Genomic DNA, 24,042 nt, shown 5'->3' with positions numbered 1-24,042 from the left:
CTTTTATTTTAAAGTAAATTTTTTTAAACGCTCATAAATATACTCAGCTAAGCTTGGAACGTCAACTTGCCCATTTTTTTCATCCAAGTTTAACTCTTAAGATAAAAAGAATATCTAATTATTAAATTTTTTTATAGAAAGCTAGAAGGAGTATTTGCAGCACTTTCCGTTAAATGCTTATGTTGCAATTTTGCTGCCTCAACAAAACCCACAAATAAAGGATGACCATCGCGTGGATTCGATGTAAATTCCGGATGAAATTGACAACCTATAAACCAAGGATGATTTTCCAGTTCGATCATCTCCACCAATGTTCCATCTTCAGAACGGCCTGAAACGACTAATCCGGCCTTTTCTAAGGATGGTAATAATTGATTGTTAACTTCATAACGATGTCGATGGCGTTCAATAATACTATCGCGACCATATAACTCTCTCGCTTTGCTGCCTTGTTTTAGACAGCAAATTTGGCCACCTAAACGCATCGTTCCACCCAAATCAGAATCTTTATCACGTTTTTCACGTTGACCATCGGCTGTAGTCCACTCTGTTACCAAAGCAACAACGGGATAAGGTGTATCCGTATCAAACTCTGTACTATGGGCATTATTTAATCCCGCTACATGCCGGGCAAACTCGATCAAGGCCGTCTGCATGCCTAAACAAATTCCTAAATAAGGAATTTTATTTTCACGGGCATATTGTGCAGCTAGAATCTTCCCTGCTATTCCGCGTTTACCAAACCCCCCCGGTACCAAAATTGCGTCTAAAGGCTCGAGTAGCTTTACGCCCTGCTGTTCTAAAGCTTCAGCATCAATATATACTACATTCACATGCGTATGAGTTTTAATTCCTGCATGCACTAGAGCTTCGGTCAGAGATTTATAGGAATCTGCAAGACCCATATATTTACCGACCATGCCAATTTTCACTTCAGCGGTTGGGTTTTCTTTAGCAGCAACCACCTCTGCCCATGCTTTTAAATCGGCAGGCGGGTAATCTTTCAAACCAAAACGTTGTAACACCCTTTCATCCACACTTTGTTGATGTAATAACAAAGGTACTCGATAAATATTATTCACATCGGGTAATGAAATAACGCCAGACAATTCAACATTGGTAAACAAGGCGATTTTTTCTCGTGCATGTTCGGGGATTTCTTCTTTTGATCGACAAATAAGCATATCGGCTGATATACCTATTGAACGTAATTCTTTAGTGGAATGTTGAGTTGGTTTCGTTTTGATTTCACCTGCAGTACTAATATAAGGAACTAAGGTCAAATGAATAAATAACGTAAATTGAATACCTAGTTCGATACGTAATTGACGAATCGCTTCTAGGAACGGTAAAGATTCAATATCCCCTACCGTACCACCAATTTCGACTAAAGCAATATCCGCTCCATGCGCACCTTTTAATATCGCTTGTTTAATTTCATCAGTAACATGCGGAATAACTTGCACGGTACCACCTAAATAATCACCGCGGCGTTCTTTACGTAATACCCGAGCATAAATCTGCCCCGCTGTAAAATTATTGTCTTTAGTCATTTTAGCGCGTACAAAACGCTCATAATGACCCAAATCCAAATCGGTTTCCGCGCCATCTTCTGTGACAAAAACTTCGCCATGCTGATAAGGACTCATCGTACCGGGATCAAGATTCAAGTAGGGATCCAACTTTAATAAGCTAACTTTAAGCCCTCTTGACTCTAAAATGGCCGCCAAGGAGGCTGCAGCAATACCTTTTCCCAAGGAAGAAACTACACCACCCGTAATGAATATATATCGTGTCGCCATTTAAGAGAGTTTAACCTCCGAAAATAAATGATTATTTAGCCAAGTTGCTAATAAATTAGCTACAAAGCTTGCTGCTTGGGATTCAATCATAAAGCCTTTATCATAAACTGCTTCACAGACATCCGCAAAGCAAGAACCTTGTTGTAGGAGGTTTAATACTAATGCTTCGACCTCGGTTAAAGCAACTGCGTAGGACTGTAATCCTTTACGCCAGACCACGCAATGAGTCTTCGTCATTTGTACATTCGGTACCGATTTTTCTTGGACTAAGGCTTGCCAGATCGCGTAGCTATTATAATTAAAGAAAAAATATTGTACCGAGGGATGAAATTTAAAACACAAAGACGGCCAATTTTGTTCAGCAATATTGGTTAAAGCTTCAAAATTTAAGAAAGAAGCATCAGCCGCTTCTAAACTAACAATTAAGGCCTTAATCAATTTTGCTAATTCACTTAAATGTGCCTGTTCAGAGTAAGGCGTATATTCGCCTAGAAATTGCGCTAAGGGTTCACTAAACATCGCTATCGAATAAAATTGTGATGGATACGCATCGATAAAGGCTTCTGCCAGCTCGGTAAAAGCTTCATCGCCTAATAGTTTAGCTAGCAACCCGTATTCTTGATGTAAAGCATCTACCAAGCGCCAATCATAAGCATTACTATAGACGGCTAAGCGCTCGTGTATCGTGCCTCTAACCGGCGACACTAACTGGTTTAAAATTTGCTCATCTTCACCCATGACATGGGTTTGCAAACTCTGTTGCAAATTAGCTAATGCAGACATTTTCTTTCCAAAGGTTTTTTGCTATCTTTTTGGCCTGTTGTAACTCGTCGAATAAAATAGGAAACTCAGGTATATCATCATCACGTTCGATCATGGTGGCAACCCTGCCATATCTTTTGACTGCTTGTGCATATAGCGACCAAACACCATCGATAATGGGTGCATCGTGTGTATCAATAATATAATCCCCACAATTTTTATGTCCCGCTAAATGAAACTGACGTACTCTATGGATAGGGATTGCATTTAAATAGTCTAATGGATCGAAATGATGGTTCACAGAGCTGACATAAATATTATTAATATCAAGTAAGATTAAACAATCGGCTTGTTCAGCGATAGCTGTTAAAAACTCCCATTCAGGGATCTTAGAATCGCGATATTCAATGTAACTAGAAACATTTTCTAATAAGATCTGTCGTCCTAAAAAATCTTGTACTTGTTTAACCCGATCAACCACATGTTTTACCGCTTCTTCAGTATACGGTAAAGGCAATAAATCGTGCATATTTAAGCCATCAATTCCCGTCCAACATAAATGATCCGAGATCCAAACCGGTTGTATTTTATCAGCCAATATTTTTACTTTTTTTAAATATTCCATATTAAGCGGATCACAACTTCCTACCGATAAAGAAACACCATGCATAGCTAATGGATAGAATTCACGGATACGATTAAGATAATGAAGAGGTTTTCCGCCGGGTACTAAATAATCTTCAGTAATCGCTTCAAACCAATCTATTTTAGGTCGATGTTCTAAAATGTAAGAATAATGTTGGGTTCGTAAACCAAGACCAAAACCTAGAAAAGCATCCATTATCAGGAATTAACCTATAAAAAAATCTCATAACAAAAAAAGCCGCGTATTGTTACGCGGCTTCATTCTACACAGTCATATAGCTAATGAATAGCCATACTAATAATTAATTATTATCCATTCATTTGGCTGGTTGCATTTTCAGCAGTTCTGCAACGACGATGGTGACGGCGGTGATGTCTTTTTGGAGGACATACTTGCTTGCATCGGCTCATACATTTACATGTATTACATGGAGCAGCACAAGGTGGCGCACAAGGTGTTTCACAGATTGGTGTATTTTCTGGAATGTTTCGCGCACCTGTTGCACAACCAGATAAGAATATAGCGGCTGCAGTAGCAGCGATAACTAAACCAGACTTTTTCATGATCATGATCATCTATCCCCTGTATAAAAATGGATAAGAAAAATTTTTCTGTCACTAATCCACTGCTTATAGCATTACACTATAGAACATCTAGTGACACTTAGTTTTTATACATAATTGTAAAAGAATGCAAGTATTTTTTAATTTTCAGTTAATAAACGCACAAAAAATAATCTATTTTCAATTTTTAATTAACGAATTGCGACAATTATTGACAACAAAAAAATAAATAATAAAAACTAGTAAAAAACTCATAAACATAACGCTTGCATTAAACTGATAATAAAAAGCGCACAAACCAATTAAACCTAATACAAAATTTGTACAACCGAAAATACTATTAATTTGTAAAGGAGTAAATTTTAAAGCTAATAATAAATGATGGCCGTGTTGTCGATCTGAAAAAGTAACCGATTGACCTTTTATTAATCGATATAACATTACGGCAGTAGCATCGAAAAGTGGTACAGACATTATCCATAGCATCGTCACTGGTGTTATTGGCCGAAAATTGCATTGTGAAAGTTCAATTAAAAACCACACTAATCCAAAGCCTAACAACATACTTCCGGCATCACCCATGAATATCTGTGCATGCGCACGACCGAGAAAAGGAAAATTAAACCAAAGAAAACCTAAAACACTGGCTGCCATTAACAACAAAATACTTGCGGCAGAAAAATGTTGTGTTAGCACTGCAGCAAAAATTAATAAAATTAATTCCACCAATACTAATGTCCCTGCCAATCCGTCAACACCATCTATCATATTAATGGCATTAATAATTCCTAATCCGGCAATCAAGGTCACCATTAAACTGGAATAATGACCTAAATAAATATCTTTAAAAAAAATCAGATTACCGAGATGTGTAATATAATTATTTCCCCAAAAAATCATCAACAATACTGCAGCAATTTGTGCAAAAAAACGACTTTTTGGTGATAGCTCTCGAAAATCATCTAACATGCCAACAAAGACTAATAAAGCCGATCCAGCAATGAAACTACGATAACTTTGCAGAGAAATAGGCAAGGTTAATAAGCCAACTAATAAACCCATTAACATCGCTAAACCGCCTATCAAGGGAATGTTTCCTTGATGTTGTTTTCGAATATCGGGCGTATCGATTAAATCCAGCCGTAGGGCTAAAGGACATAATAGAACGACGCAGAATATAGTAATAAAAAAAGTTATTACTATAGAAAAAAAACTCATCATATAAATTAGTTACCTATTATTGGGCTAGTTCTAATTATATTTTTAAAAATAAATTGGAAATCATAGTCTGATGATTATGTAAAAACGAGTTAATTTTTTTATAGAATACAATCAATATAATAAATTAGAAGATTTAAATAATAATATTTTAAATAAGTTTATTTTTAAAATTATTTAATCTCTAAACTGCATACTGTAAAGTTTGGCGTAATAACCATTTTTTGCGAGTAACTCTTGGTGTGTCCCTCTTTCAACAATACGACCTGCATCAAGCACTAAAATCTGTTTAGCCCTTTCTACAGTGGAAAGGCGGTGTGCAATAACCAACGTCGTACGATTATGCATAAGTTCTTCTAGCGCAGCTTGTATATGACGTTCTGCTTCGGTGTCTAATGCAGAGGTTGCTTCATCTAAAATTAAAAATGGGGAATTTTTAAGTAGCGCGCGTGCAATTGCAATCCGTTGCCGTTGACCGCCTGATAGTAACACACCATTTTCACCAATTAAAGTATTTAGTCCTTGTGGTAATTGCTCGATAAATTCCATGGCATGTGCTGCCTTAGCCGCCCGTATTATCATAGATTCACTCACATTGCTTAATTGTCCATAAGCAATATTATGGGCAATGGTGTCATTAAATAATGTTACATGCTGAGATACTAAAGCAAACTGACTACGCAAATCTTTTAGTTTTAATTCACGGATATCAACACCGTCTATTAAAATTTTTCCTAAATAATTATCGTAGAAACGTGGTAATAAATTTACTAACGTAGATTTTCCACTGCCTGAACGTCCCACCAACGCAACGGTCTCAGCAGGATTAATTGTAAAATTGATATCTTGTAAAACAGGTTGCTCGGATGAATAGGCAAAGTTTACATTTCGATATTCTAAACAACCTTTTAGGACGTTAAATGTGTGCGTACCTTCATCCAATTCATTCTTTTCATCTAATAAATTAAAAATACTGCCGGCTGCAGCAATTCCACGTTGTATGATGCTATTCACCGCAGCTAAATTACGCATTGGCTTTAACAACAACAACATTGAAGTTACCATAGCAATAAATGCACCTGCATTAATATGCGTAAAATGCGAAACCGCCAGATAAATAGTAATCACGGCAATCCCACCGGCAATAAGCTGAACACCTGCGCTTGCTAAAGAGCTAGTAACAACGACTTTTAACTCACGAAATCTATTCCTTTCTAATAAGGTTTGAAATTTTTTAGTTTCATATTCTTCGCCACCAAACGTACGGATCACTTTATAGCCATCGATGACTTCTTCTGCAACTTGTGTCATTTCACTCATCGAATCTTGAACAGCATTATTCAAACCTCGCATACGTCTGCTGGAATAGCGAGCAATCCAAATCATGGTCGGTACGGCAATAAAAAATAATAGACTCAATTGCCAACTCTGTATGAACATAACGCCGATCAGACACAGCACAATAAAACTTTCTTGCACTAAAGTAATTAAAGCAGTAGTACTCGCATTAGCGATCTGATCCACATTATAAATAATGGCAGAAAGCAATTGACCAGATGTCATATTGTCATAAAATTTAGCGGGTAAACGTAACAATTTAATAAGTATGTCCTGGCGTATATTCATCACCACACTTCTTGCGACACGTGCTAAGCAATAACTGGACAAAAAATTAGCTATGCAACGCATTAAAACTGCAAAGATTAAAATAAAAGGGAGAAGACGTATAAAATGTTGGTCTTTAGCGACAAAACCTTTATTAAGTAATGGGTTTAAAAACCCAACAAATCCAGCATCGGTGCCCGCCAATAAAATAGTTCCGATGATACCTAATAAAAACCAACCCCAATAATGGTGCAGATAATGTAGCAAACGTCGATAACTATAAAAACCATTGTGGTTTTGCGATGTATGTTGTTCTGTCATATTTTTTTCTTGTTAAATGGCAGTACCACCTACTGTTAAAGCATCTATTTTTAATGTGGGTTGTCCGACTCCTACAGGAACGCTCTGGCCTTCTTTACCACAACTGCCAATACCGCTATCTAATTTTAGATCATTACCGATCATGGAAACTTGCGTTAACACATCGGGGCCATTACCAATTAAAGTGGCTCCTTTAACCGGCCGTGTTATTTGACCATTTTCAATTAAATAAGCTTCACAGGCAGAAAATACAAATTTTCCTGAAGTAATATCCACCTGACCACCAGAAAAATTCACAGCATAAAGTCCTTTTTTAACAGTTGCTATAATTTCTTCTGGTACATAAGGACCGGGTAACATATAGGTATTGGTCATGCGCGGCATCGGTAAATGCGCAAACGATTCGCGGCGACCATTTCCTGTCGATTCCGTCCCCATCAAGCGCGCATTTAATTTATCCATCATATAGGCTTTTAAAATACCTTTTTCAATTAAAACAGTGCGCTGTGTTGGTGTGCCTTCATCATCGATAGTGAGCGATCCGCGTCGATTAGGGATCGTTCCATCATCGACTACGGTACATCCTGGAGAAGCGACACGCTCACCGATTCGACCTGAAAATGCTGAGCTTCCTTTGCGATTGAAGTCTCCTTCTAAACCATGTCCTACGGCTTCATGCAATAAAACCCCAGGCCAACCAGGTCCTAACACGATGGGCATCGTACCGGCAGGTGCTTTTACTGCATCTAAATTCAGAATAGCTAAGCGGACCGCTTCTTTTGCTAACTCAGCGGCCATCAGATCTTTAATAAAATAGCTATAATCGGTGCGACCACCACCACCGGCAAAACCTTGTTCGCGCAAACCTTTATCTTCTGCAATTACACTAATATTTAATCGCACTAAAGGTCGAATATCGGCTGCCATACAGCCCTCACTATTAATCACTAGAACCACTTCTTGTGCACCAATTAAACTGACATTCACGTGTTTAATACGGGGATCACAAGCACGCGCCACTTCGTCAACTTCACGAAGCAAACTTAATTTCTGTTGTTCAGTCCAGGAAGAAATAGGGTTAATTGGTTGATATAATGGCTTTATAAGCGAATTTTTCTGCCAAGCATGGATTTGGCCATGCTGCCCAGTTCTAACAATACTCCCCGCCATGGTCGCCGCTGATTCCAAAGCAGGTAATATAATATCATCTGAATAAGCAAAACCTGTTTTTTCGCCGCTGATGGCACGGACACCGACACCACGCTCAATATTAAAACTACCATTTTTAACGATACTATCTTCTAATACCCAACTCTCTAACTGAGTTGCTTGAAAATAAAGATCGGCCATATCAACTTTAGGCGTTAATAATCGGCCTAAAATGACCTGTAACTGGTTTTCAGTCAATCCAGCGGGGTCTAACAGGGTTTCACGGGCTAAAGTAAGACTATTTTTCATCATGTTTGTCATCCTAACTTAGCTGAAGTCAGGATGCAATTTTAGTGATCTCAGCAAATTTAATAGTTATTACTTCGATTATAATTAGTTCGAGGAAAAGCTAAAAACGAATCTGATGAATTGAAGTTCTTAATGCTAGGGTAACTAAAAATATTATTTTTCAGAAATGAAGCTAATTCCAGACGCTCGGTTTGTCTTTCTATTTTTGTTGTTTGAATACCATTAATCGCTTGAATTGCATCATTTAAATATTTGCGACTATGCAAACCTATATCGATAGTGTTGTATTGCTTAACAAACTCTTGAACTTTCGACAATAAAGCTTGTTTAAAAACTGCAGGGCTTTGTTTAATGCACCATTCCAATCGATCATAACCTATTATTTCGCTGACAAAAATTTCCGGCTCAGCGAAAAAATCAAAAGTTTCAAATATATTAAACAAAAGTTCATCGGCAGTAGTAAGATTTTGTTTTATTAATGGCGAAAGAATTTTCAATAATTTTGGGAAATACCACTTATCCCCGTCATGATCGTATTCGGTTCTATTGAAAAACAGCTTTAATTCGTTATTTTTTAGTGCAGTTAAAAAAATATCTGGAGATATTTTTAACCAAATTGACAAAAACTGAATCGCATCAGAAAAACTACGATTAATGTTAATACATTTTTTTAAAAAAAATTCAAGATATAATTCAAATGCCTTTTTCCTTTGTTCTGCAGGTTTTTTTTTTAATTTTATAAAATTTTTTTCCAATTCTTTCAGTAAAGGATTAATTAGGCCTTCACCGGATTCACAATCTAATCTGTAATAATTATTAGATTGATGGTTGCGCTCTTTACAGTAATACTTATCAGAAAATTCTTTAGCTGAAAGATTAAACATAATCACCCTTCTTATTATATTGACATTAAATTGCTATGGAAAGGGCAATAATTTATCGCAATAAATTGTCAAGGTAAACTATTTTTTATTATTTAATTCGAATGCCTAAGTAGAGGTTTTAACCACATCAGGTTTACTCCAAGATCCCGTAATGTGATACGACGTCTCTGCAATTTTTTGTACGGTAGAACCTAACACCGCATTAGCTAACCAAGTCACAACACCAGCCACCGGACCACCTGCCAAACCAACTATCACTGGTAAGCTAGAAGTAAAATGTGGAAGCACCTTAATAATCAAATCATAGTCTTTATTCAACATCCCAATTCGGCCAGTAATGCTTATTTTCGCAACCGGCCCTTCGATGGTGACATCGCGAGTAATAGCATTACCATTTCGTAAAATAAAATTACCTTGTATATTTGTAAAATCAAAACCTTTGGTTTTTAAATCACTAAAATCTAGCTGCAAACGTTTAGTTAAGCTTTGTATACTTAAAAAAGTAAGCAATCGACCAAAATTTAATTTAGCTTCGTTACTGGATCCAATATCAACAATCTGACCATTACTTGCAGTAAAAGAAAAATGACCTTTAAGTTTAGTAAAACTGACCTGATAGGGAGCACCCTGCCAATTCAAATTAAATCGCATATGTGCCTGTTCAGCGATGATGCTGGCCGGCAAGCCCCAACTTCTTAAAAAATTGCTTAAATTCGCACTGTCTAACTGGCCCATCAGTTCAGTGGAGCTCCCGTCTTGGGTATGCCAAGCGCCATTAGCTATCAAGTGATAATTTGCATTTCCCGCATTTAATTCTCTCACTAACACGCCACCTAATATAGGATTTAACTTCAATTGCACTGCTCCAAAATTAATCTCCTTATAACGTACCTCTCTTGCGTTTAAATTAATCTTAGGTAATTGCTTGAAATTCCAACTATTAATCTTATTAGATTCAATCGATGAGTCTAAATTAATAATGTCAAAATTTGCTAGAATTGCTTGTAAATTACTATTAGGAATCAAAACAGTTCCTTTTGCCGCTTGATTATCAATACTAAAGCGCCAACCATTTTGTTCGGGTTTTAAATTAGTCAGGATACCATCATAATTTATGGTAATTTGCAGATTCGGTGTCGAACGAATAGACAGCTCTATGGGCTTTTTCCATAATATTCCTGTCAATTTTTGTGCCGATACTCCATCCTGATTAAAGCTGAAAGGTCCAGTTAACTGATCTAATTGAATGTTATGTGCAGGAATTTTCAGTTTAGCATTTTCTGTGCGAGCAAGGCCCAGTAATTTTAATTTTTGTTTTCCTGTTTCAAGAGGGATAGCTATTTGCAGACTAAGTTGTAAAGGACCTATCAGTATTAAGTTTTTTAATTGACTTAATGTTCCATGAGATAATGGTGTAGCAATTAAAAAACGTTGTCCTATTTCTAGACGAGTATGAATCTCATCACTAACAATATGTAATACAGCCTGTACATTTTTCTTAATAATCGGAATACTAGCTTGTATATTCTTTAAGTTTGTACCCAACAACTCTGCAGTATCGATTAAGACTTGCATTTGCCGACCAGCAAAAATAAGTTCGCCATTAATTTTTTGCAAGCTAGGCCAAGCTCCTTCATAATTTAAAGTAGCATCTTTTATTTGTGTATCAATTAAAAAAGTTCCATTATGTTGATCAAAAGGAAACTGATTCAAAGGACCCTGCAACACTAAAGTTCCTATACCTGACCCTTTAGTAATAGCTGTACTCAGCCAATGTAAAAGTTCTGGCCCTAAAACAGTTTGTGGTAAATAATAGCCAATATGTGTTGTTTTATGTATTTTTACATGCGCTAATAAACTAATCTGCGATTGAATAGCGCGTTTTGGAACTAACAAAGAAAATTGTGAATTAACCGATATATCCTGATTGACTGCTTCAAATTGTGGTACTTGAATTACCCACTCCCCATTTTTTTGCTGCCAATTCAATTGACTTGTTAAACTATCTAAATATATCGGCGCTTTAAATAGTTTATTAAAATCTAGGCTGCAATCGTTAGCATGTGCAATGAGGTTTCCCATGCTAGGTGTCATATGTAGATAGGCATCTAGTCCTTGGATCCCTGGGATTTTTTGCCAAGTTTGCATACCGAAATTATGGACGATAACGTCTATGCTCCAATTCTCTTGCTTTATATTTTGCCAAAGTATATGCGCCGAAAAAGGCGAAAAAGAAATGGGCGCTTGTTTATTAACTATAATTGATACTGCATGTAAATTAGTAATCAATCCTTGAAACTGTGTAAAATGATCAGAGTCCCAATTGGCCCATATTTTAAAATTTGTTCTCGCGTTTTGCAGTTGCCAGCTTGGTTTCCATAACTTTAACCACCGATCCAGAAAAACATTTTGGCCATGTAAAAAAACTGGTCCGCTCAGATGGTTCTGGGAGAATGATAATGGGGGGCCATTCAAATTAACTTTAAAATTTAATTCAGAAAAGTTTTCTTGTAAAAAACTTAATCGACCACTTAATTGATGTTGATCACCGCTATTTTTTAATAGCAGATTTATTTGCATGGGTGGCCATACACTACCCGATTTCGGATAAAATTTTAAGCCCACGTTTTCTAAACTTAATTGTGGTTCAGCTAAAACCCAAGCGATTAATTCATTCATGGCATTCGAATTGAGCTCAGAAGATTGGTTAAACAATGTGCTAATACCAGAAAAAACCAATTGATCATCTTTAGTTTGGTGCGCAACTAATTCAATACCATTCACACTGATAGGGCCTAATTTTATTCCTCCCCTAAGTAAACTATTAAAAATATCGATACCTATATTAAGTTGTTTAACGCTTAATATAGGATGGGTTTGAGTATTATCCCAAATAATCACGTCTGATCCGTGAAAAATGGGCGTTAGACCCTCCCAAGCCACAGAAAATTGCTTGATTTGTACCGGCTTGCGCAATACTTTAGCGGCTAAGTTGGAAATTCCTTGTGCTTGTTTATTCAAATAAGGAGTTAAAATTCGGCCTGTAATAACCACTAAGGCAAAAAAAACGATACTACTTGTTAAAAATACGATGAGTAAGCGCGCTAGTGAATACAGGAAGTGTTTCATTCGATGAAAGCCAAGAAAAATGAATATCGAGTGTTAGCAGCTATAAAAATATCAATATTTAGAAACTGTTAAAAACAACTAAATAACTGTTTTTTTATGATAGCAACATCAGTATGCCCCTATTAGCTTCTCGATGTGCAATGCGTATATACTCATTATACTTTAAAATACTTTAAAATTTTTGTTTTTTTTAACGCAAATTTAATCAGCTGATGAAGAGCGCCATGTTATTAAAATCACCTACTATTTCTGTCATTGTAACTACCTACAATCGTCCCGACGCCTTATATTTAGTTTTATCCGCCTTAGCACAGCAAACGCAAGTACCCAATGAAGTCATCGTAGCCGATGATGGCTCAACTGATGCAACTCGACTATTAATTGACCAATTACAACATCAACTTAATTATTCTCTCAAGCATGTTTGGCAAAAAGATGAAGGCTTCCAGGCCGCTAAAATCCGCAATAAAGCGGTTCTACGAGCAAATAATAATTATATTATTTTTCTGGACGGTGATTGTATCCCATTTCCAGATTTTATCGAGCAACATCGCTTATTAGCTGAATCTTATTGGTTTGTTTCTGGTCACCGACTATTACTTGAAAAAAAATTTACACAAAAAATCCTGAAAGAATTTATACCTATTTATAAAGACTCAACTCTACAGTGGCTATTACATTATTTTCATCACCAGTCAAATCGTTTATTTCCTTTACTTCGTATCCGATTAAATACATTACGTAAATTTCAAGCAATGCGCTGGCAAGGAGCAAAAAGTTGTAATTTAGGTTTATGGAAAGAAGATTTTTTGACCATCAACGGTTTTGACGAAAGTTTTATAGGATGGGGATATGAAGACTCTGACTTAGTTATACGCTTGATCCGCGCAGGCATTAAACGCAAAACAGGAAAATTTGCAGTCCCTGTTATTCATTTATGGCATCAACAAAATGATCGCGAAAAAGAACAAATAAATCTTAATTTATTAAAGCAAATAATCCAAAACCAACGAATTCATGCAAAAATTGGCATAAATAATGTAAGTTAATTAGTTTATATGATACTTTCTTCAGATTTATAAGATAACTCTGCAAAGAATAAAGTAGTAAAATAAAATAAACATCAATGCAGCGATTGAGATGAGCAGTTTAAATGCAGTCGGCACCACAAAAACTCAACTGAGTCCATGAAAATACTCTTAGACAGGGCGAGAACAACTTAATGAATCTGCAAACATGATTTATCCTAATTCATAAAGATATATTAATTTTACATAACGATAAAAAACACCTAATGCATTAGAAACTGCCAATATAAAGCCTTCTCGACCATCCAAAAAGCCTAAACGTAAAAAATAACCACGAATAAAACACCATTTCGCATGCAAAATTGCTTTTAACAGCGTAGATTTTGTGTGTTGTTGATACGACTTTTGCGCAGCAAAGCTAGAATAATGTTCTAGTTTCAGTAATACTTGGCTAATTGTTTTCATGGTATCATGAAAAATCACTTCTTTTAGATTTCCAACATTTGAATATCCCTGCAATTTCTCATGAATGATCGCGGGTGTAAATCGAATGGGTGGTAATCGACGGAATAATCTAACTACTTTATCTCTGCTCCAATCACCATATTGAATTTTTTTCCCGCAAAAAAAGGATATTCTTTTTATAGTATAAGCATCATATCGACTCTCGGTTTTCGAGATAATTTGTTTTATTTCTTCTACTAAGCCTGAACTTAAGGTTTCATCCGCATCGATAGACAATACCCATTTACCATGAGCTTTATCTAAAGCTCGATTCTTTTGTATACCAAATCCTGGCCAATCGGTTGAAAAAATATTCTGCGTATATTTTCGACAAATCTCCAAGGTGTTATCTTGGCTTCCTGAATCCAAAATAATAATTTCATCAGCCCATTTTACTGATTCCAAGCAACGCTGGATATCCTGCGCCGCATCTTTAACTATCACAATCACACTTAACGCTAACATATAATTTTTTTAAACCCTTAAAAGCTAGCATCATATATCATCCATCTACTCAATAGGGAGGTTTAGGAAGATGTTCGTCCATCCATTTTAATGTCTTGCAACAGGAATGAAATTTATGTAGCAAGGCTTTCTGAATAATTAATGAGCAGTTTGGCTTTATTAATCACTTGTTGTGCGGTTAAATCTTCCAAACAACGACTCCGACTTTTTATATGTCGATCACAGCCTTCTTGAAAGCAAGGAACACATACTCCCGAGCCTTGCATTAAGTACACATTATTCCGATGCTGAGATCCTACTCGCACAAATGGGTTATTTAATCCCCATGTTTTAGGCCAAGGACCCCATTGTACAGGATTGCTTGGACCAAATATCGCCATAGTTGGAGTACCTAATGCAGCTGCCATATGCGTCACTACCGTATCTGGACCAATATAAATTTTAGCTTTACTTAATAAAAAACCGAGTTGATTTAAACTTAAGTTGCCGACCAGATCAATTGCACCTTGTGGTAATTTATCCAACAATTCTGCGGCCATTTTTTTTTCTGATTCGTTTTTATCTCCCGTTAACACAACCGTATAACCTATTCCTAATAACCAATTGGCTACGCTTACCCAACCTTCTTTAACCCATTCTTTATAAGAAAATTTAGGGCATAGGTGTAAAATAGCTAGTTTTTTATTCGTATCAATGAGCTGCGTTACTTTCTGAGAATCTTTTTCCTGCCAAGCAATAACAATTTCTGAACTAGGACTTATCTGTAAAATTTCTGCCAATCGTAAGTTCATTAATACGGTATGCGTAAAATTACTATCAAATTCTACAGCTTTAGAGAGTAAAAGACGTTTCCACCACCGACTTTTATCAGTACTTAACATGCCTACTCGATAGTTAGCTGCAACATAGGCATAAAGTGTGGCTCTATCTCCAGACGATGTGGATACAGACATATCGTAAACGCGAAAAATTTTTTTGATTATTTGATAATGTTGGAAAAAATCAGGACGTTCATCGATGCTAATAATATTTTCTATATCAGGATTTAAATTAAGAATAGATTCCGTGCCTTTAAAAACCAAAAGATCAATTTTCGCTTTTGGCCAATGATATTTAAAGGTCCGAATTAAGGGTGTAACAAGTAACACATCGCCGATACGACGAATACAAACAATTAAAAGCCTTCCTGGCGGTGATTTTTGCATATCCTTACTAATATTTCACTCAGCAAATCTTTGCAGAGAAAAATTCAAAGTGTTTATCATTTATAGAGTTAAGTACCCATCCATTGAGTGCTTAATTTAGACGCTTATAAACACCAAATCGTGCACTATTTTATAAAAAATAGCAATCTTTAAGAATTATTTTTAGAGATATCAACTTTAACATCACCGAAGCATTGGATGTTATAAAATTCATCTTTTAAATCTTTAAACCACTTTACTCGAGAATCAATACCAATAATCTCACGAATAATTTGAAACATTTCCGCATAATGGTTATTACAACCAAAATCATGCTCAAATTCTGTACCATCAGATAATATAATCTTTACTTTGCTCATATTAAGCCTTTTTAAGATAGGGTTTTGTAATCCTCTGTGCTGAGGGACGGCCTGCCGCTAAAGTAATGTGAATTGGCAGTATGGTACTTAGATTGTCCATTAGCCATTTATTTAAACAAGCATCTTCCCCGCTTAAAGAGACATCAATAGGTCTTTGAATACGAGCAGCTATTTTTGGTGCGATACGTTTTTTAAAAGCTGCATTTCCTGAATAACTTAATAAACTACGCTTATTACTCGCTTTACTAAACATATATCCCCCTTGGAACCATTTTCTTTAGATTGCTGATAATATTTTGATTTTGAATATGTAATTATTGGAATTAAGCAACCTAGATATTCAATCTACTCAGTAGGCTTTAATAGCTCTTTAATTTGACTTGAGTTAAGCTTATATTTGTTAGATTTTTGTAGCATAAATTTTTTTGAAAATTTTGACGCATAAGTTATAAAATCCAGTCTTACTAAATATAGTGTTAATTTTATTTTGAACAACTATATATAGTATTATGTATTTTACTTACGTTATTTTATACAATCACGTATAACAACTTTAGCAAAAGATTGCATTATCCACAAGTTTTCAAAGGCTTTTTCACAGCTTATACAACAAGTTACGCACTGATGATTAAATTATTAAGCACAATAAATAATTAGCAATAAGCTTGTTAGATAAAAAATAGATAGACTCACAGCAATTGATTTTTTGGAATAGATCGGCTTGTGAAGCAACCGGAGTATATTACGATACATGAGATGCGAACTGAGCGGCAACACAAATTACAAAAATTTAAGTGCAAAGAATATTCTTAAAAGAAACAATGTTGACCAAATAAAGTATGATCAACATTGTAATGAAGATAATGATGGTTAACTAATTACACAACAATTATAAGCACTTATTGTGTTACCTGCTTCTAAGTTTGGACTCACTTTAAAGAAAGAACTACTTTTTTTTTCATTAGAAGGGTTAAAAGAACGTGGATAATCCGATTGCTTGTCTGGGTAATATTTTTTAATTAGCGCTTCTAATATGCTAATGGTTTTTACATTAGGCTCTCCAGAATAATCTTCAGGCTCAAAATGCATTTGAAAAGCTCTGATGACATCTTGAGTTTGTGTATCAAATTGACCTGTTGACTCTATTTTGTATCCATAATGTCGTAGATTATCTTGTATCCATTTATAATCAATTCCATACTCAATCTTAATCTCCTTCTCAATTGTCGATACCATTTGTTCGTCAGGCCAGGCGCCTATACCTTGTTCCGCTAAATATTTCCATGGAAACTTAGGACCGGGATCTTGCTTGCGGCCAGGGGCAATATCTGAATGCCCAATGATAGCGGTAGGATCTATTTGATAACGAATAATATCGCCATCCTTAATTTGTAGATCTTCAAGTAATTTTTTTAGCAAGTTAACCAATGTAAGATGTTGATGCTCAGTAAATTCATCCCATTTGAGTTTACCTTGCTGTTCTAATTGATAAAGATCTTCTTGTTTAATATGTTGAAAAGCATCGTTTTTTTCACGCCATTCTTTAGTTAACTGCTTGTATTTAGCTTTTAATTCTGAAGACACCTTTTCTTTATAAGCTTCACGATCACGCGGCGGCACTAAGCCACGCCTCATGTCGGATAAAAAAGCAGTTAATAATTTCTCTTTATTTAAAAGCTCAAAAAAATCTTTATCTTTTTCTTGCAAAGTCTGTAAAATAAATTCCTTAAGCAGACTCTCAACTTGATAAGTAAATAATACATCTCCTGAATCCTGTACTAACCCATAAGCATAATTAATTATTTCTATACCTATCGATGTATCATTAAGACCACTACGATTTTGCCAAACACTAACTCCCGCATCCCATGCACGATCCGCTTCATCGACGCATTGCCATACATCAGTCCCATCGGCTTTAGCTACTTTGGGAATTAAAAAATGCGCGCTTACGCCTCCATGTTTAAGTGTCTCACGAGAATCGTCTTCGTCTGAAACAGTATAATGTAGTACGATAGAGCGAATACGTTTATCATAATTAGATGGGTCTGCAAGATCTTTTGTTATATTCATATAAACTCCTTAATTTTTCATAAAAAAATTCTTTACCATCTAAATTAGTATACTGTATTAATTAAATGAGTTTAATAAAAAATTTCGTCATTAAAATTAATGACGCATATCTAAAGGATTTATTCTCAGCACATTATTCATTAATGGCCAAACTAAGGCACTCACTAATAAGGGAATCCAAGCCCAACGAAAATCAACCGGAAATCCCAGCCAGTTTTGTATCAAAATCAGCACAACCTGATAGATCATAAGCATAACAAAAATAAATAATATTTGTTGCGGTAATGGGAACATACGAAATTGCAAATGAAAACGGTAAGCTAAATAGGCAACTATGCATAAAGCCAAACTATGTTCCCCCAAACAGCTACCATATAAGACATCAATAAATAATCCGAGTATCCAGGCTAAAGTAAAATGAATATGCTCAGGCAATACCATAATCCAATAAATTAAAACCAATGGTAACCATAAAGGAAAAAATAGAGTTAAAGCAGGCGGTAATGGAATAATATTAAGTATAATCGCTGCAAAAAAGCTAATCGCAACAAGAAATAAGGTAGAAAAATAAAGTGGTTTCATTCCGCTATCCTACTTTTTAAGCGCTCGTGGGATGGTTTTAGCTTTCGAACTAACTTCAGTAGTCGGCGTATTGACTGAAGAAATTAATAATACTGGCCGATTTCTATTTAATTGTGCACTCGGATCAACCTCTATACTAGCAAATTGTGTAGCAACATTCGTGTTAACGACACTGACGACGCCTACAGGATAGCCTGCTGGGTAACGTCCACCTAAACCTGAAGTAACTAACAGATCATTTACTTTAATATCCATTGTGCCAGGAATATCTTTTAATAAAAGTTTTGCGAGTCGTCCTCGACCCACTAAAATACCACGCACATCACTACGCACATCTTGAACTGGAATCGCACTACGAAAATCGGTTAGTAATAGTACACGACTGTTTAAAAAATCGACGCTGACGACTTGACCCATCACACCATTGGCATCCAAGACTGGCTGACCTATTTTAACACCATCCGCTTGTCCTTTATCGACTATCACTTCATTCAGTAAAGGATCAGCATTAACCAATAATAGTCGTGCCAAGTGAAAATGTTGTTTTTTTAGATGTTCAGTCGCAGCTAATAATTGATTCAATTGCCTATTTTCACTTTCTAAAGCCGCAAAGCGTTGTAATTTGGCTTGCAATAAAACTTGTTGCGTACTTAAAGTGGTATTTTCAGCTTGAATTCTTTGTCGTGTTACAAAATTGTCTTTTATACTGTGGAACAGTTGTACCGGAGCATCTACCATATACTGCAAAGGAGCTACGACGTTATTTAATACACGACGCAACGAGGGTAAATAGTGATGATAATCTAATAGAATCAATAACAAAGATAAAAGAACAAAAAAAACTAACCTTAACCCTAAAGAGGTTTTTCCACGGTTAAATAATAGTTTAATAGCGCTTACCTGCTAATCTTTGACTAGAAAATCTCCACCCATTTCATCGATAATCTCGAGCGCACGACCACCACCTCGCGCAACGCAGGTTAATGGATCTTCTGCTACCACGACGGGCATACCGGTTTCTTCAGTAATTAATCGATCTAAATTCCTTAGTAATGCACCACCGCCCGTTAAAACCATTCCTCTTTCCGAAATATCTGCGGCTAATTCAGGAGGTGTCTGTTCTAAGCCAGTACGAATGGCTCCAATAATATTGGATAATGGTTCTTGCAAGGCTTCTAAAATTTCATTGCTATTCAAAACAAAAGCTCTGGGAACACCTTCTGAAATATTACGTCCACGCACTTCAATTTCGCGCACTTCAGATAGAGAAAAAGCGGTACCAATTTCATGCTTAATTCGCTCTGCGGTGGGTTCACCAATTAAACTTCCGTAACTACGTCGAACATAATTGACAATCGCTTCATCAAATCGATCTCCACCAATACGGACTGATTGTGAATACACAACCCCACCCAAAGAAATAACAGCAACTTCCGTTGTTCCACCACCAATATCAACTACTAATGATCCGCGCGCTTCGTCAACGGGCATGCCTGCGCCAATAGCGGCAGCCATAGGCTCTTCAATCAAATAGACCTCTCTAGCCCCGGCTCCTAAAGCCGATTCCCGAATAGCCCTACGTTCAACTTGTGTAGATCCACAAGGGACACATACCAAAATTCGAGGAGCAGGACGTAAAAAACGATTTTGATGCACTTTACTAATGAAATGCTGCAACATTTTTTCAGTCACATAAAAATCAGCAATCACACCATCTTTTAGGGGCCGTATCGCACTAATATTACCCGGAGTACGCCCTAGCATGCGTTTAGCTTCCCAGCCTACTGCGAGTACGCGACGTTGATTACCATCTTCTAAACGGATAGCGACTACGGACGGTTCATTAAGGACAATTCCTTCGCCACGAACATAAATTAATGAATTTGCTGTGCCTAAATCTATGGAAATGTCTTTAGAAAATAAACCGCGGAATTTGCTTAGCATAAAGTTGACCACCTACGTATGAGCGTTTACCTACACAATATAGTGTGTGCCTACGCACTTTAGCAAATCTAGAAGATTTTATGCAAGCAACCTCATAAGATAGCAAAAATTAAAGCTGCTGGAATACACATCGATCCGCGTAATATTTACAGATTCGCAAATCTAAGCGTAATAGGTATAATACCGAGCTTTTTACTGTACTAGATTTGGAGTTTCACTTAATTATGGTGATTACGCTTGAAGACGTTAATAAAATTGCTGATTTAGCTAGGATACAAATCAATCCTGAAGAAGCCGCTCAGTATTTAAAGAGCCTACAAGGCATCTTTAAGCTTGCAACGCAAATGGATGCTGTAGATACCACCTCAGTACAACCTGTTGCTCACCCTTTTGGCATCACACAACGCTTACGTGCTGACAAAATCACAGAAATTGTTCATAGGAAAGATTTTCAGCAGCTCACTGAGTATACTGAGGCAGGCCTTTATTGTGTCCCCCTTGTTTTAGAATAACTTTAGAGATTACTAACTATGCATAATTATACGATCACTGAGTTATCTAACGCGCTTCGAGCAAAAAAAGTATCGAGTACAGAATTAACACAACTTTTTTTAGCGCGTATCGATAAATATGATAAAACCTTAAATAGTTTTATTACTGTCACACCATCCCTAGCGCTAGAACAAGCCAAACGGGCCGATTTACAATACCAAAATGGCAGCGCTGGGTCCTTGACAGGTATTCCTTTCGCACATAAAGATATTTTTTGTACCGCGGGTATTAAAACAAGTTGTGCTTCGAAAATGTTAGCTAACTTTGTTGCTCCCTATGACGCAACCTTAGTTAATCGGCTTAATCAAGCTGGAACTGTGTTATTAGGTAAAACCAACATGGATGAATTTGCCATGGGCTCATCCAATGAAAACAGTTTTTATGGTGCAGTAAAAAACCCTTGGGATATTTCACGTGTACCCGGGGGATCTTCCGGTGGCTCAAGTGCCGCGGTGGCTGCCCGATTAACCCCTGCCGCAACGGGTACAGACACCGGGGGATCTATAAGACAACCTGCCGCATTGTGTAATCTTACCGGGCTTAAACCTACTTATGGCCGTGTCTCACGCTATGGGCTCATTGCTTTTGCCTCTAGCTTAGATCAAGCCGGTCCGATGACACAGACAGCAGAAGATGCTGCCCTTTTAATGAATGTCATGGCGGGGTTTGATGAGAAAGATTCGACAAGTATTGACCGACCAGTCCCTAACTATATGTTAACACTGAATGATTCAATCGCGGGCCTGAAAATTGGATTACCCAAGGAATATTTTTCTGAAGATCTTGACCCTAAAGTAGCAGCAACGATTCAATCAGCGATTAAACTTTATGAAAAGTTAGGTGCAGAAGTTAGCAGTGTTAGTTTACCCAACTGTCATTTAGTTATTCCTCTTTATTATATTATTGCCTCAGCCGAATGTTCCTCCAATCTTGCTCGCTATGATGGCGTACGCTATGGTTATCGTTGCAGTAATCCTACTGATTTAAAAGATTTATATGAAAGAACTCGGGGTGAAGGATTTGGTAATGAAGTAAAACGTCGGCTGTTAATGGGCACTTATGTTTTATCCGCTGATTCTTATGATGCTTATTACGCTAAAGCACAAAAAATACGCGCGCTTTTAATCGAAGAATTTAAACAAGCGTTTCAAAAAGTTGATATCCTTCTAGGTCCTACCACACCGACCACTGCATTCAAATTAGGTGAAAAAACTAATGATCCGGTCAGTATGTATCTATCGGATATTTACACCATTGCTATCAATCTAGCGGGTCTACCTGCCATTTCAATTCCAGCGGGATTTGTTGATGGACTTCCCTTAGGCATGCAACTTATTGGCAGCCCTTTTACTGAAGCAAAATTATTGAATGCCGCACATTGTTATCAACAAGAGACTGATTGGCATAAAAAAATACCGGAGAATTTCAATCTATGACCTCGGCTGAAAACAAAAAATCCATGTACAATAATGAGCTCGAGTCATCCGAGAAACCTACTAGTACTTGGGAATCGGTTATAGGGCTTGAAGTTCATGTTCAATTATCAACTCAGTCAAAGCTTTTTTCAGGTGCTGCTACCGCTTATGGCGCTGAACCCAATACACAAGCGTGTGCGGTAGATTTAGCGTTACCCGGTGTGCTACCCGTTTTAAATGCAGAAGCAGTGAATATGGCGATTAAATTTGGTTTAAGTATCCAAGCAAATATTCCTCATTATTCAATCTTCGCGCGTAAAAATTATTTTTATCCTGATTTGCCTAAAGGCTATCAAATAAGTCAACATGAAAATCCTATTATCGGACCAGGACACCTAACGATAGCGCTAGAAAATGGTGAGCAAAGAACTATTCGTATCACACGAGCCCATTTAGAAGAAGATGCTGGAAAATCTTTGCATGAAGGATTCGAAAATATGAGCGGTATCGATTTAAATCGAGCTGGAACTCCATTATTAGAAATTGTTTCGGAACCCGATTTAACTTCACCCAAAGAAGCGGTTGTTTATCTTAAAACATTACATACACTGGTTCGCTATTTGGATATCTCAGATGGAAATTTACAAGAAGGCTCATTTCGTTGTGACGCCAATGTCTCTGTACGTAGAGCCAATCAAAAACAATTGGGGAAACGTGTAGAAATTAAAAATTTAAACTCTTTTCGTTTTATTGAAAAAGCTATTCAATATGAAATTAATCGTCAAATTGACGTTTTAGAAATAGGTGGGAGTATCGATCAAGAAACTCGTTTATATGATACGGATAAACAAGAAACCCGCCCCATGCGTAGTAAAGAAGACGCTAAAGATTATCGCTATTTCACCGATCCAGACTTATGCCCTGTCGTCATCAATGCTGACTTTATTGAAAAAATAAAGCAAACCTTGCCTGAATTACCACAAAAAAAACATGTTCGTTTTCAAACTGAATATAAACTAAGTGCTTATGATGCGAGCTTACTCACATCAGTTCGCGAATTAGCTGACTATTTTGAAGAGGTTGTCAAAGAAAAAATTCCGGCTAAATTAGCAGTTAATTGGATCATGGGAGAACTTGCTGCCGCTCTAAACAAATCCAATTTAAGCATTTTTGAATCTCCTATTAATGCCAAACGACTTGCGGGTCTACTGCAACGCATTACTGATCATACTATTTCTAGCACCATAGCCAAGGATGTGTTTGAAGAATTATGGGTTAGTAACAAAAACAGTGATGAAATTATTCAAGAAAAAAATCTACAGCAAGTCACGGATCAATCCGCGATCTTGAAAATTATTGATGAGATTTTAAAAAAATATCCTGAACAATTAGCTGATTATAGAGCAGGAAAAGATAAACTATTTGGTTTTTTTGTCGGTCAAGTGATGAAAGCTTCCGGTGGTAAAATAAATCCACAACAATTAAATAGTCTATTAAAAGAAAAACTTGATCATTAAAAAGAAATTT

21 protein-coding genes are annotated in these 24,042 nt (G+C 36.5%); 5 read left to right on the top strand and 16 right to left on the bottom strand.

The genetic code is table 11. The annotated features are described in order from the left end of the window. Positions 1-131: 131 nt before the first annotated feature. The 3 genes from AAHI99_RS02405 to AAHI99_RS02395 are packed head-to-tail and all read right to left on the bottom strand — an operon-like array spanning position 132 to position 3,405. Positions 132-1,802 (bottom strand): CTP synthase, encoded by a 1,671-nt coding sequence (locus tag AAHI99_RS02405; protein WP_342228083.1) that lies wholly within the window; start codon positions 1,800-1,802, stop codon positions 132-134. Further along, positions 1,803-2,585, bottom strand: coding sequence for a DNA-binding domain-containing protein (locus AAHI99_RS02400; RefSeq protein ID WP_342228082.1), 783 nt, complete (start codon positions 2,583-2,585; stop codon positions 1,803-1,805). Continuing rightward, complete coding sequence (locus AAHI99_RS02395; RefSeq protein ID WP_342228081.1) at positions 2,569-3,405, bottom strand: DUF692 domain-containing protein; 837 nt, start codon at positions 3,403-3,405, stop codon at positions 2,569-2,571. Before AAHI99_RS02395 ends, AAHI99_RS02400 begins: the two co-directional genes overlap by 17 nt. A gap of 201 nt (positions 3,406-3,606) precedes the next feature. On the opposite strand from AAHI99_RS02395, the gene AAHI99_RS02390 reads away from it, so the two are divergent. Further along, on the top strand, positions 3,607-3,810 hold the full coding sequence (locus AAHI99_RS02390) for a hypothetical protein (protein ID WP_342228080.1): 204 nt from the start codon (positions 3,607-3,609) through the stop codon (positions 3,808-3,810). Between the two features lie 143 nt (positions 3,811-3,953). Here AAHI99_RS02390 and AAHI99_RS02385 read toward each other — a convergent pair whose 3' ends face one another. The 5 genes from AAHI99_RS02385 to AAHI99_RS02365 form a co-directional block, all read right to left on the bottom strand. Next, positions 3,954-4,994, bottom strand: coding sequence for an MraY family glycosyltransferase (locus AAHI99_RS02385; RefSeq protein WP_342228079.1), 1,041 nt, complete (start codon positions 4,992-4,994; stop codon positions 3,954-3,956). 174 nt (positions 4,995-5,168) lie between these two features. Beyond that, positions 5,169-6,917, bottom strand: a complete 1,749-nt coding sequence (gene msbA, locus AAHI99_RS02380; RefSeq protein WP_342228078.1) for a lipid A export permease/ATP-binding protein MsbA — start codon at positions 6,915-6,917, stop codon at positions 5,169-5,171. A gap of 12 nt (positions 6,918-6,929) precedes the next feature. Beyond that, positions 6,930-8,375: a metalloprotease TldD gene (gene tldD, locus AAHI99_RS02375; protein ID WP_342228341.1), complete on the bottom strand. Its 1,446-nt coding sequence runs from the start codon at positions 8,373-8,375 to the stop codon at positions 6,930-6,932. Positions 8,376-8,434: 59 nt separating this feature from the next. Continuing rightward, complete coding sequence (locus tag AAHI99_RS02370) at positions 8,435-9,259, bottom strand: hypothetical protein (RefSeq protein ID WP_342228077.1); 825 nt, start codon at positions 9,257-9,259, stop codon at positions 8,435-8,437. 105 nt (positions 9,260-9,364) lie between these two features. After that, positions 9,365-12,388 carry a YhdP family protein gene (locus AAHI99_RS02365; protein WP_342228076.1) on the bottom strand — a complete coding sequence of 1,008 codons (3,024 nt, stop codon included), beginning with the start codon at positions 12,386-12,388 and terminating at the stop codon, positions 9,365-9,367. Positions 12,389-12,612: 224 nt separating this feature from the next. Between AAHI99_RS02365 and AAHI99_RS02360 the strand changes: the two genes are divergently transcribed. After that, positions 12,613-13,437, top strand: coding sequence for a glycosyltransferase family 2 protein (locus AAHI99_RS02360; protein WP_342228075.1), 825 nt, complete (start codon positions 12,613-12,615; stop codon positions 13,435-13,437). 192 nt (positions 13,438-13,629) lie between these two features. Here AAHI99_RS02360 and AAHI99_RS02355 read toward each other — a convergent pair whose 3' ends face one another. The 8 genes from AAHI99_RS02355 to AAHI99_RS02320 form a co-directional block, all read right to left on the bottom strand. Further along, positions 13,630-14,385, bottom strand: coding sequence for a glycosyltransferase family 2 protein (locus AAHI99_RS02355; RefSeq protein WP_342228074.1), 756 nt, complete (start codon positions 14,383-14,385; stop codon positions 13,630-13,632). A gap of 113 nt (positions 14,386-14,498) precedes the next feature. Continuing rightward, complete coding sequence (locus AAHI99_RS02350; protein WP_342228073.1) at positions 14,499-15,590, bottom strand: glycosyltransferase family 9 protein; 1,092 nt, start codon at positions 15,588-15,590, stop codon at positions 14,499-14,501. A gap of 149 nt (positions 15,591-15,739) precedes the next feature. After that, positions 15,740-15,949 carry a hypothetical protein gene (locus AAHI99_RS02345; protein WP_339051167.1) on the bottom strand — a complete coding sequence of 70 codons (210 nt, stop codon included), beginning with the start codon at positions 15,947-15,949 and terminating at the stop codon, positions 15,740-15,742. Between the two features lies 1 nt (position 15,950). Continuing rightward, positions 15,951-16,202, bottom strand: a complete 252-nt coding sequence (locus tag AAHI99_RS02340; protein WP_342228072.1) for a hypothetical protein — start codon at positions 16,200-16,202, stop codon at positions 15,951-15,953. Positions 16,203-16,819: 617 nt separating this feature from the next. Beyond that, positions 16,820-18,022 (bottom strand): N-acetylmuramoyl-L-alanine amidase, encoded by a 1,203-nt coding sequence (locus AAHI99_RS02335; protein ID WP_342228071.1) that lies wholly within the window; start codon positions 18,020-18,022, stop codon positions 16,820-16,822. A gap of 96 nt (positions 18,023-18,118) precedes the next feature. After that, complete coding sequence (gene mreD / locus AAHI99_RS02330; protein ID WP_342228070.1) at positions 18,119-18,604, bottom strand: rod shape-determining protein MreD; 486 nt, start codon at positions 18,602-18,604, stop codon at positions 18,119-18,121. 9 nt (positions 18,605-18,613) lie between these two features. Then, the gene (gene mreC, locus AAHI99_RS02325; RefSeq protein WP_342228340.1) at positions 18,614-19,495 is read right to left on the bottom strand and encodes a rod shape-determining protein MreC; all 882 of its coding nucleotides are present in this window, start codon (positions 19,493-19,495) and stop codon (positions 18,614-18,616) included. A gap of 12 nt (positions 19,496-19,507) precedes the next feature. After that, positions 19,508-20,548 (bottom strand): rod shape-determining protein, encoded by a 1,041-nt coding sequence (locus AAHI99_RS02320; RefSeq protein WP_342228069.1) that lies wholly within the window; start codon positions 20,546-20,548, stop codon positions 19,508-19,510. A gap of 224 nt (positions 20,549-20,772) precedes the next feature. Here AAHI99_RS02320 and gatC point away from each other — a divergent pair, with 224 nt between their 5' ends. Genes gatC through gatB form a run of 3 tightly spaced genes read left to right on the top strand, consistent with a single transcriptional unit; the run spans position 20,773 to position 24,032 of the window. Further along, positions 20,773-21,060: an Asp-tRNA(Asn)/Glu-tRNA(Gln) amidotransferase subunit GatC gene (gatC, locus tag AAHI99_RS02315; RefSeq protein WP_339051156.1), complete on the top strand. Its 288-nt coding sequence runs from the start codon at positions 20,773-20,775 to the stop codon at positions 21,058-21,060. An 18-nt stretch (positions 21,061-21,078) separates the two neighbouring features. After that, on the top strand, positions 21,079-22,536 hold the full coding sequence (gene gatA, locus AAHI99_RS02310; RefSeq protein WP_342228068.1) for an Asp-tRNA(Asn)/Glu-tRNA(Gln) amidotransferase subunit GatA: 1,458 nt from the start codon (positions 21,079-21,081) through the stop codon (positions 22,534-22,536). A gap of 23 nt (positions 22,537-22,559) precedes the next feature. Next, positions 22,560-24,032 carry an Asp-tRNA(Asn)/Glu-tRNA(Gln) amidotransferase subunit GatB gene (gatB, locus tag AAHI99_RS02305; protein ID WP_342228339.1) on the top strand — a complete coding sequence of 491 codons (1,473 nt, stop codon included), beginning with the start codon at positions 22,560-22,562 and terminating at the stop codon, positions 24,030-24,032. Positions 24,033-24,042 lie beyond the last annotated feature (10 nt).

It is taken from the genome of Rickettsiella endosymbiont of Rhagonycha lignosa, from assembly GCF_964031165.1.
Taxonomy (GTDB): Bacteria; Pseudomonadota; Gammaproteobacteria; order Diplorickettsiales; family Diplorickettsiaceae; genus Aquirickettsiella.
This window is presented reverse-complemented; position numbering and strand designations above follow the sequence as displayed.

What these genes read in the sequence shown, in the direction of transcription:
- AAHI99_RS02405 (WP_342228083.1), bottom strand. Translation starts at nt 1,802, where the DNA reads ATGGCGACACGATATATATTCATTACGGGTGGTGTAGTTTCTTCCTTG.
- AAHI99_RS02400 (WP_342228082.1), bottom strand. Translation starts at nt 2,585, where the DNA reads ATGTCTGCATTAGCTAATTTGCAACAGAGTTTGCAAACCCATGTCATG.
- AAHI99_RS02395 (WP_342228081.1), bottom strand. Translation starts at nt 3,405, where the DNA reads ATGGATGCTTTTCTAGGTTTTGGTCTTGGTTTACGAACCCAACATTAT.
- AAHI99_RS02385 (WP_342228079.1), bottom strand. Translation starts at nt 4,994, where the DNA reads ATGATGAGTTTTTTTTCTATAGTAATAACTTTTTTTATTACTATATTC.
- msbA (WP_342228078.1), bottom strand. Translation starts at nt 6,917, where the DNA reads ATGACAGAACAACATACATCGCAAAACCACAATGGTTTTTATAGTTAT.
- tldD (WP_342228341.1), bottom strand. Translation starts at nt 8,375, where the DNA reads ATGAAAAATAGTCTTACTTTAGCCCGTGAAACCCTGTTAGACCCCGCT.
- AAHI99_RS02370 (WP_342228077.1), bottom strand. Translation starts at nt 9,259, where the DNA reads ATGTTTAATCTTTCAGCTAAAGAATTTTCTGATAAGTATTACTGTAAA.
- AAHI99_RS02365 (WP_342228076.1), bottom strand. Translation starts at nt 12,388, where the DNA reads ATGAAACACTTCCTGTATTCACTAGCGCGCTTACTCATCGTATTTTTA.
- AAHI99_RS02360 (WP_342228075.1), top strand. Translation starts at nt 12,613, where the DNA reads ATGTTATTAAAATCACCTACTATTTCTGTCATTGTAACTACCTACAAT.
- AAHI99_RS02355 (WP_342228074.1), bottom strand. Translation starts at nt 14,385, where the DNA reads ATGTTAGCGTTAAGTGTGATTGTGATAGTTAAAGATGCGGCGCAGGAT.
- AAHI99_RS02350 (WP_342228073.1), bottom strand. Translation starts at nt 15,590, where the DNA reads ATGCAAAAATCACCGCCAGGAAGGCTTTTAATTGTTTGTATTCGTCGT.
- AAHI99_RS02345 (WP_339051167.1), bottom strand. Translation starts at nt 15,949, where the DNA reads ATGAGCAAAGTAAAGATTATATTATCTGATGGTACAGAATTTGAGCAT.
- AAHI99_RS02340 (WP_342228072.1), bottom strand. Translation starts at nt 16,202, where the DNA reads ATGTTTAGTAAAGCGAGTAATAAGCGTAGTTTATTAAGTTATTCAGGA.
- AAHI99_RS02335 (WP_342228071.1), bottom strand. Translation starts at nt 18,022, where the DNA reads ATGAATATAACAAAAGATCTTGCAGACCCATCTAATTATGATAAACGT.
- mreD (WP_342228070.1), bottom strand. Translation starts at nt 18,604, where the DNA reads ATGAAACCACTTTATTTTTCTACCTTATTTCTTGTTGCGATTAGCTTT.
- AAHI99_RS02320 (WP_342228069.1), bottom strand. Translation starts at nt 20,548, where the DNA reads ATGCTAAGCAAATTCCGCGGTTTATTTTCTAAAGACATTTCCATAGAT.
- gatC (WP_339051156.1), top strand. Translation starts at nt 20,773, where the DNA reads ATGGTGATTACGCTTGAAGACGTTAATAAAATTGCTGATTTAGCTAGG.
- gatA (WP_342228068.1), top strand. Translation starts at nt 21,079, where the DNA reads ATGCATAATTATACGATCACTGAGTTATCTAACGCGCTTCGAGCAAAA.
- gatB (WP_342228339.1), top strand. Translation starts at nt 22,560, where the DNA reads ATGTACAATAATGAGCTCGAGTCATCCGAGAAACCTACTAGTACTTGG.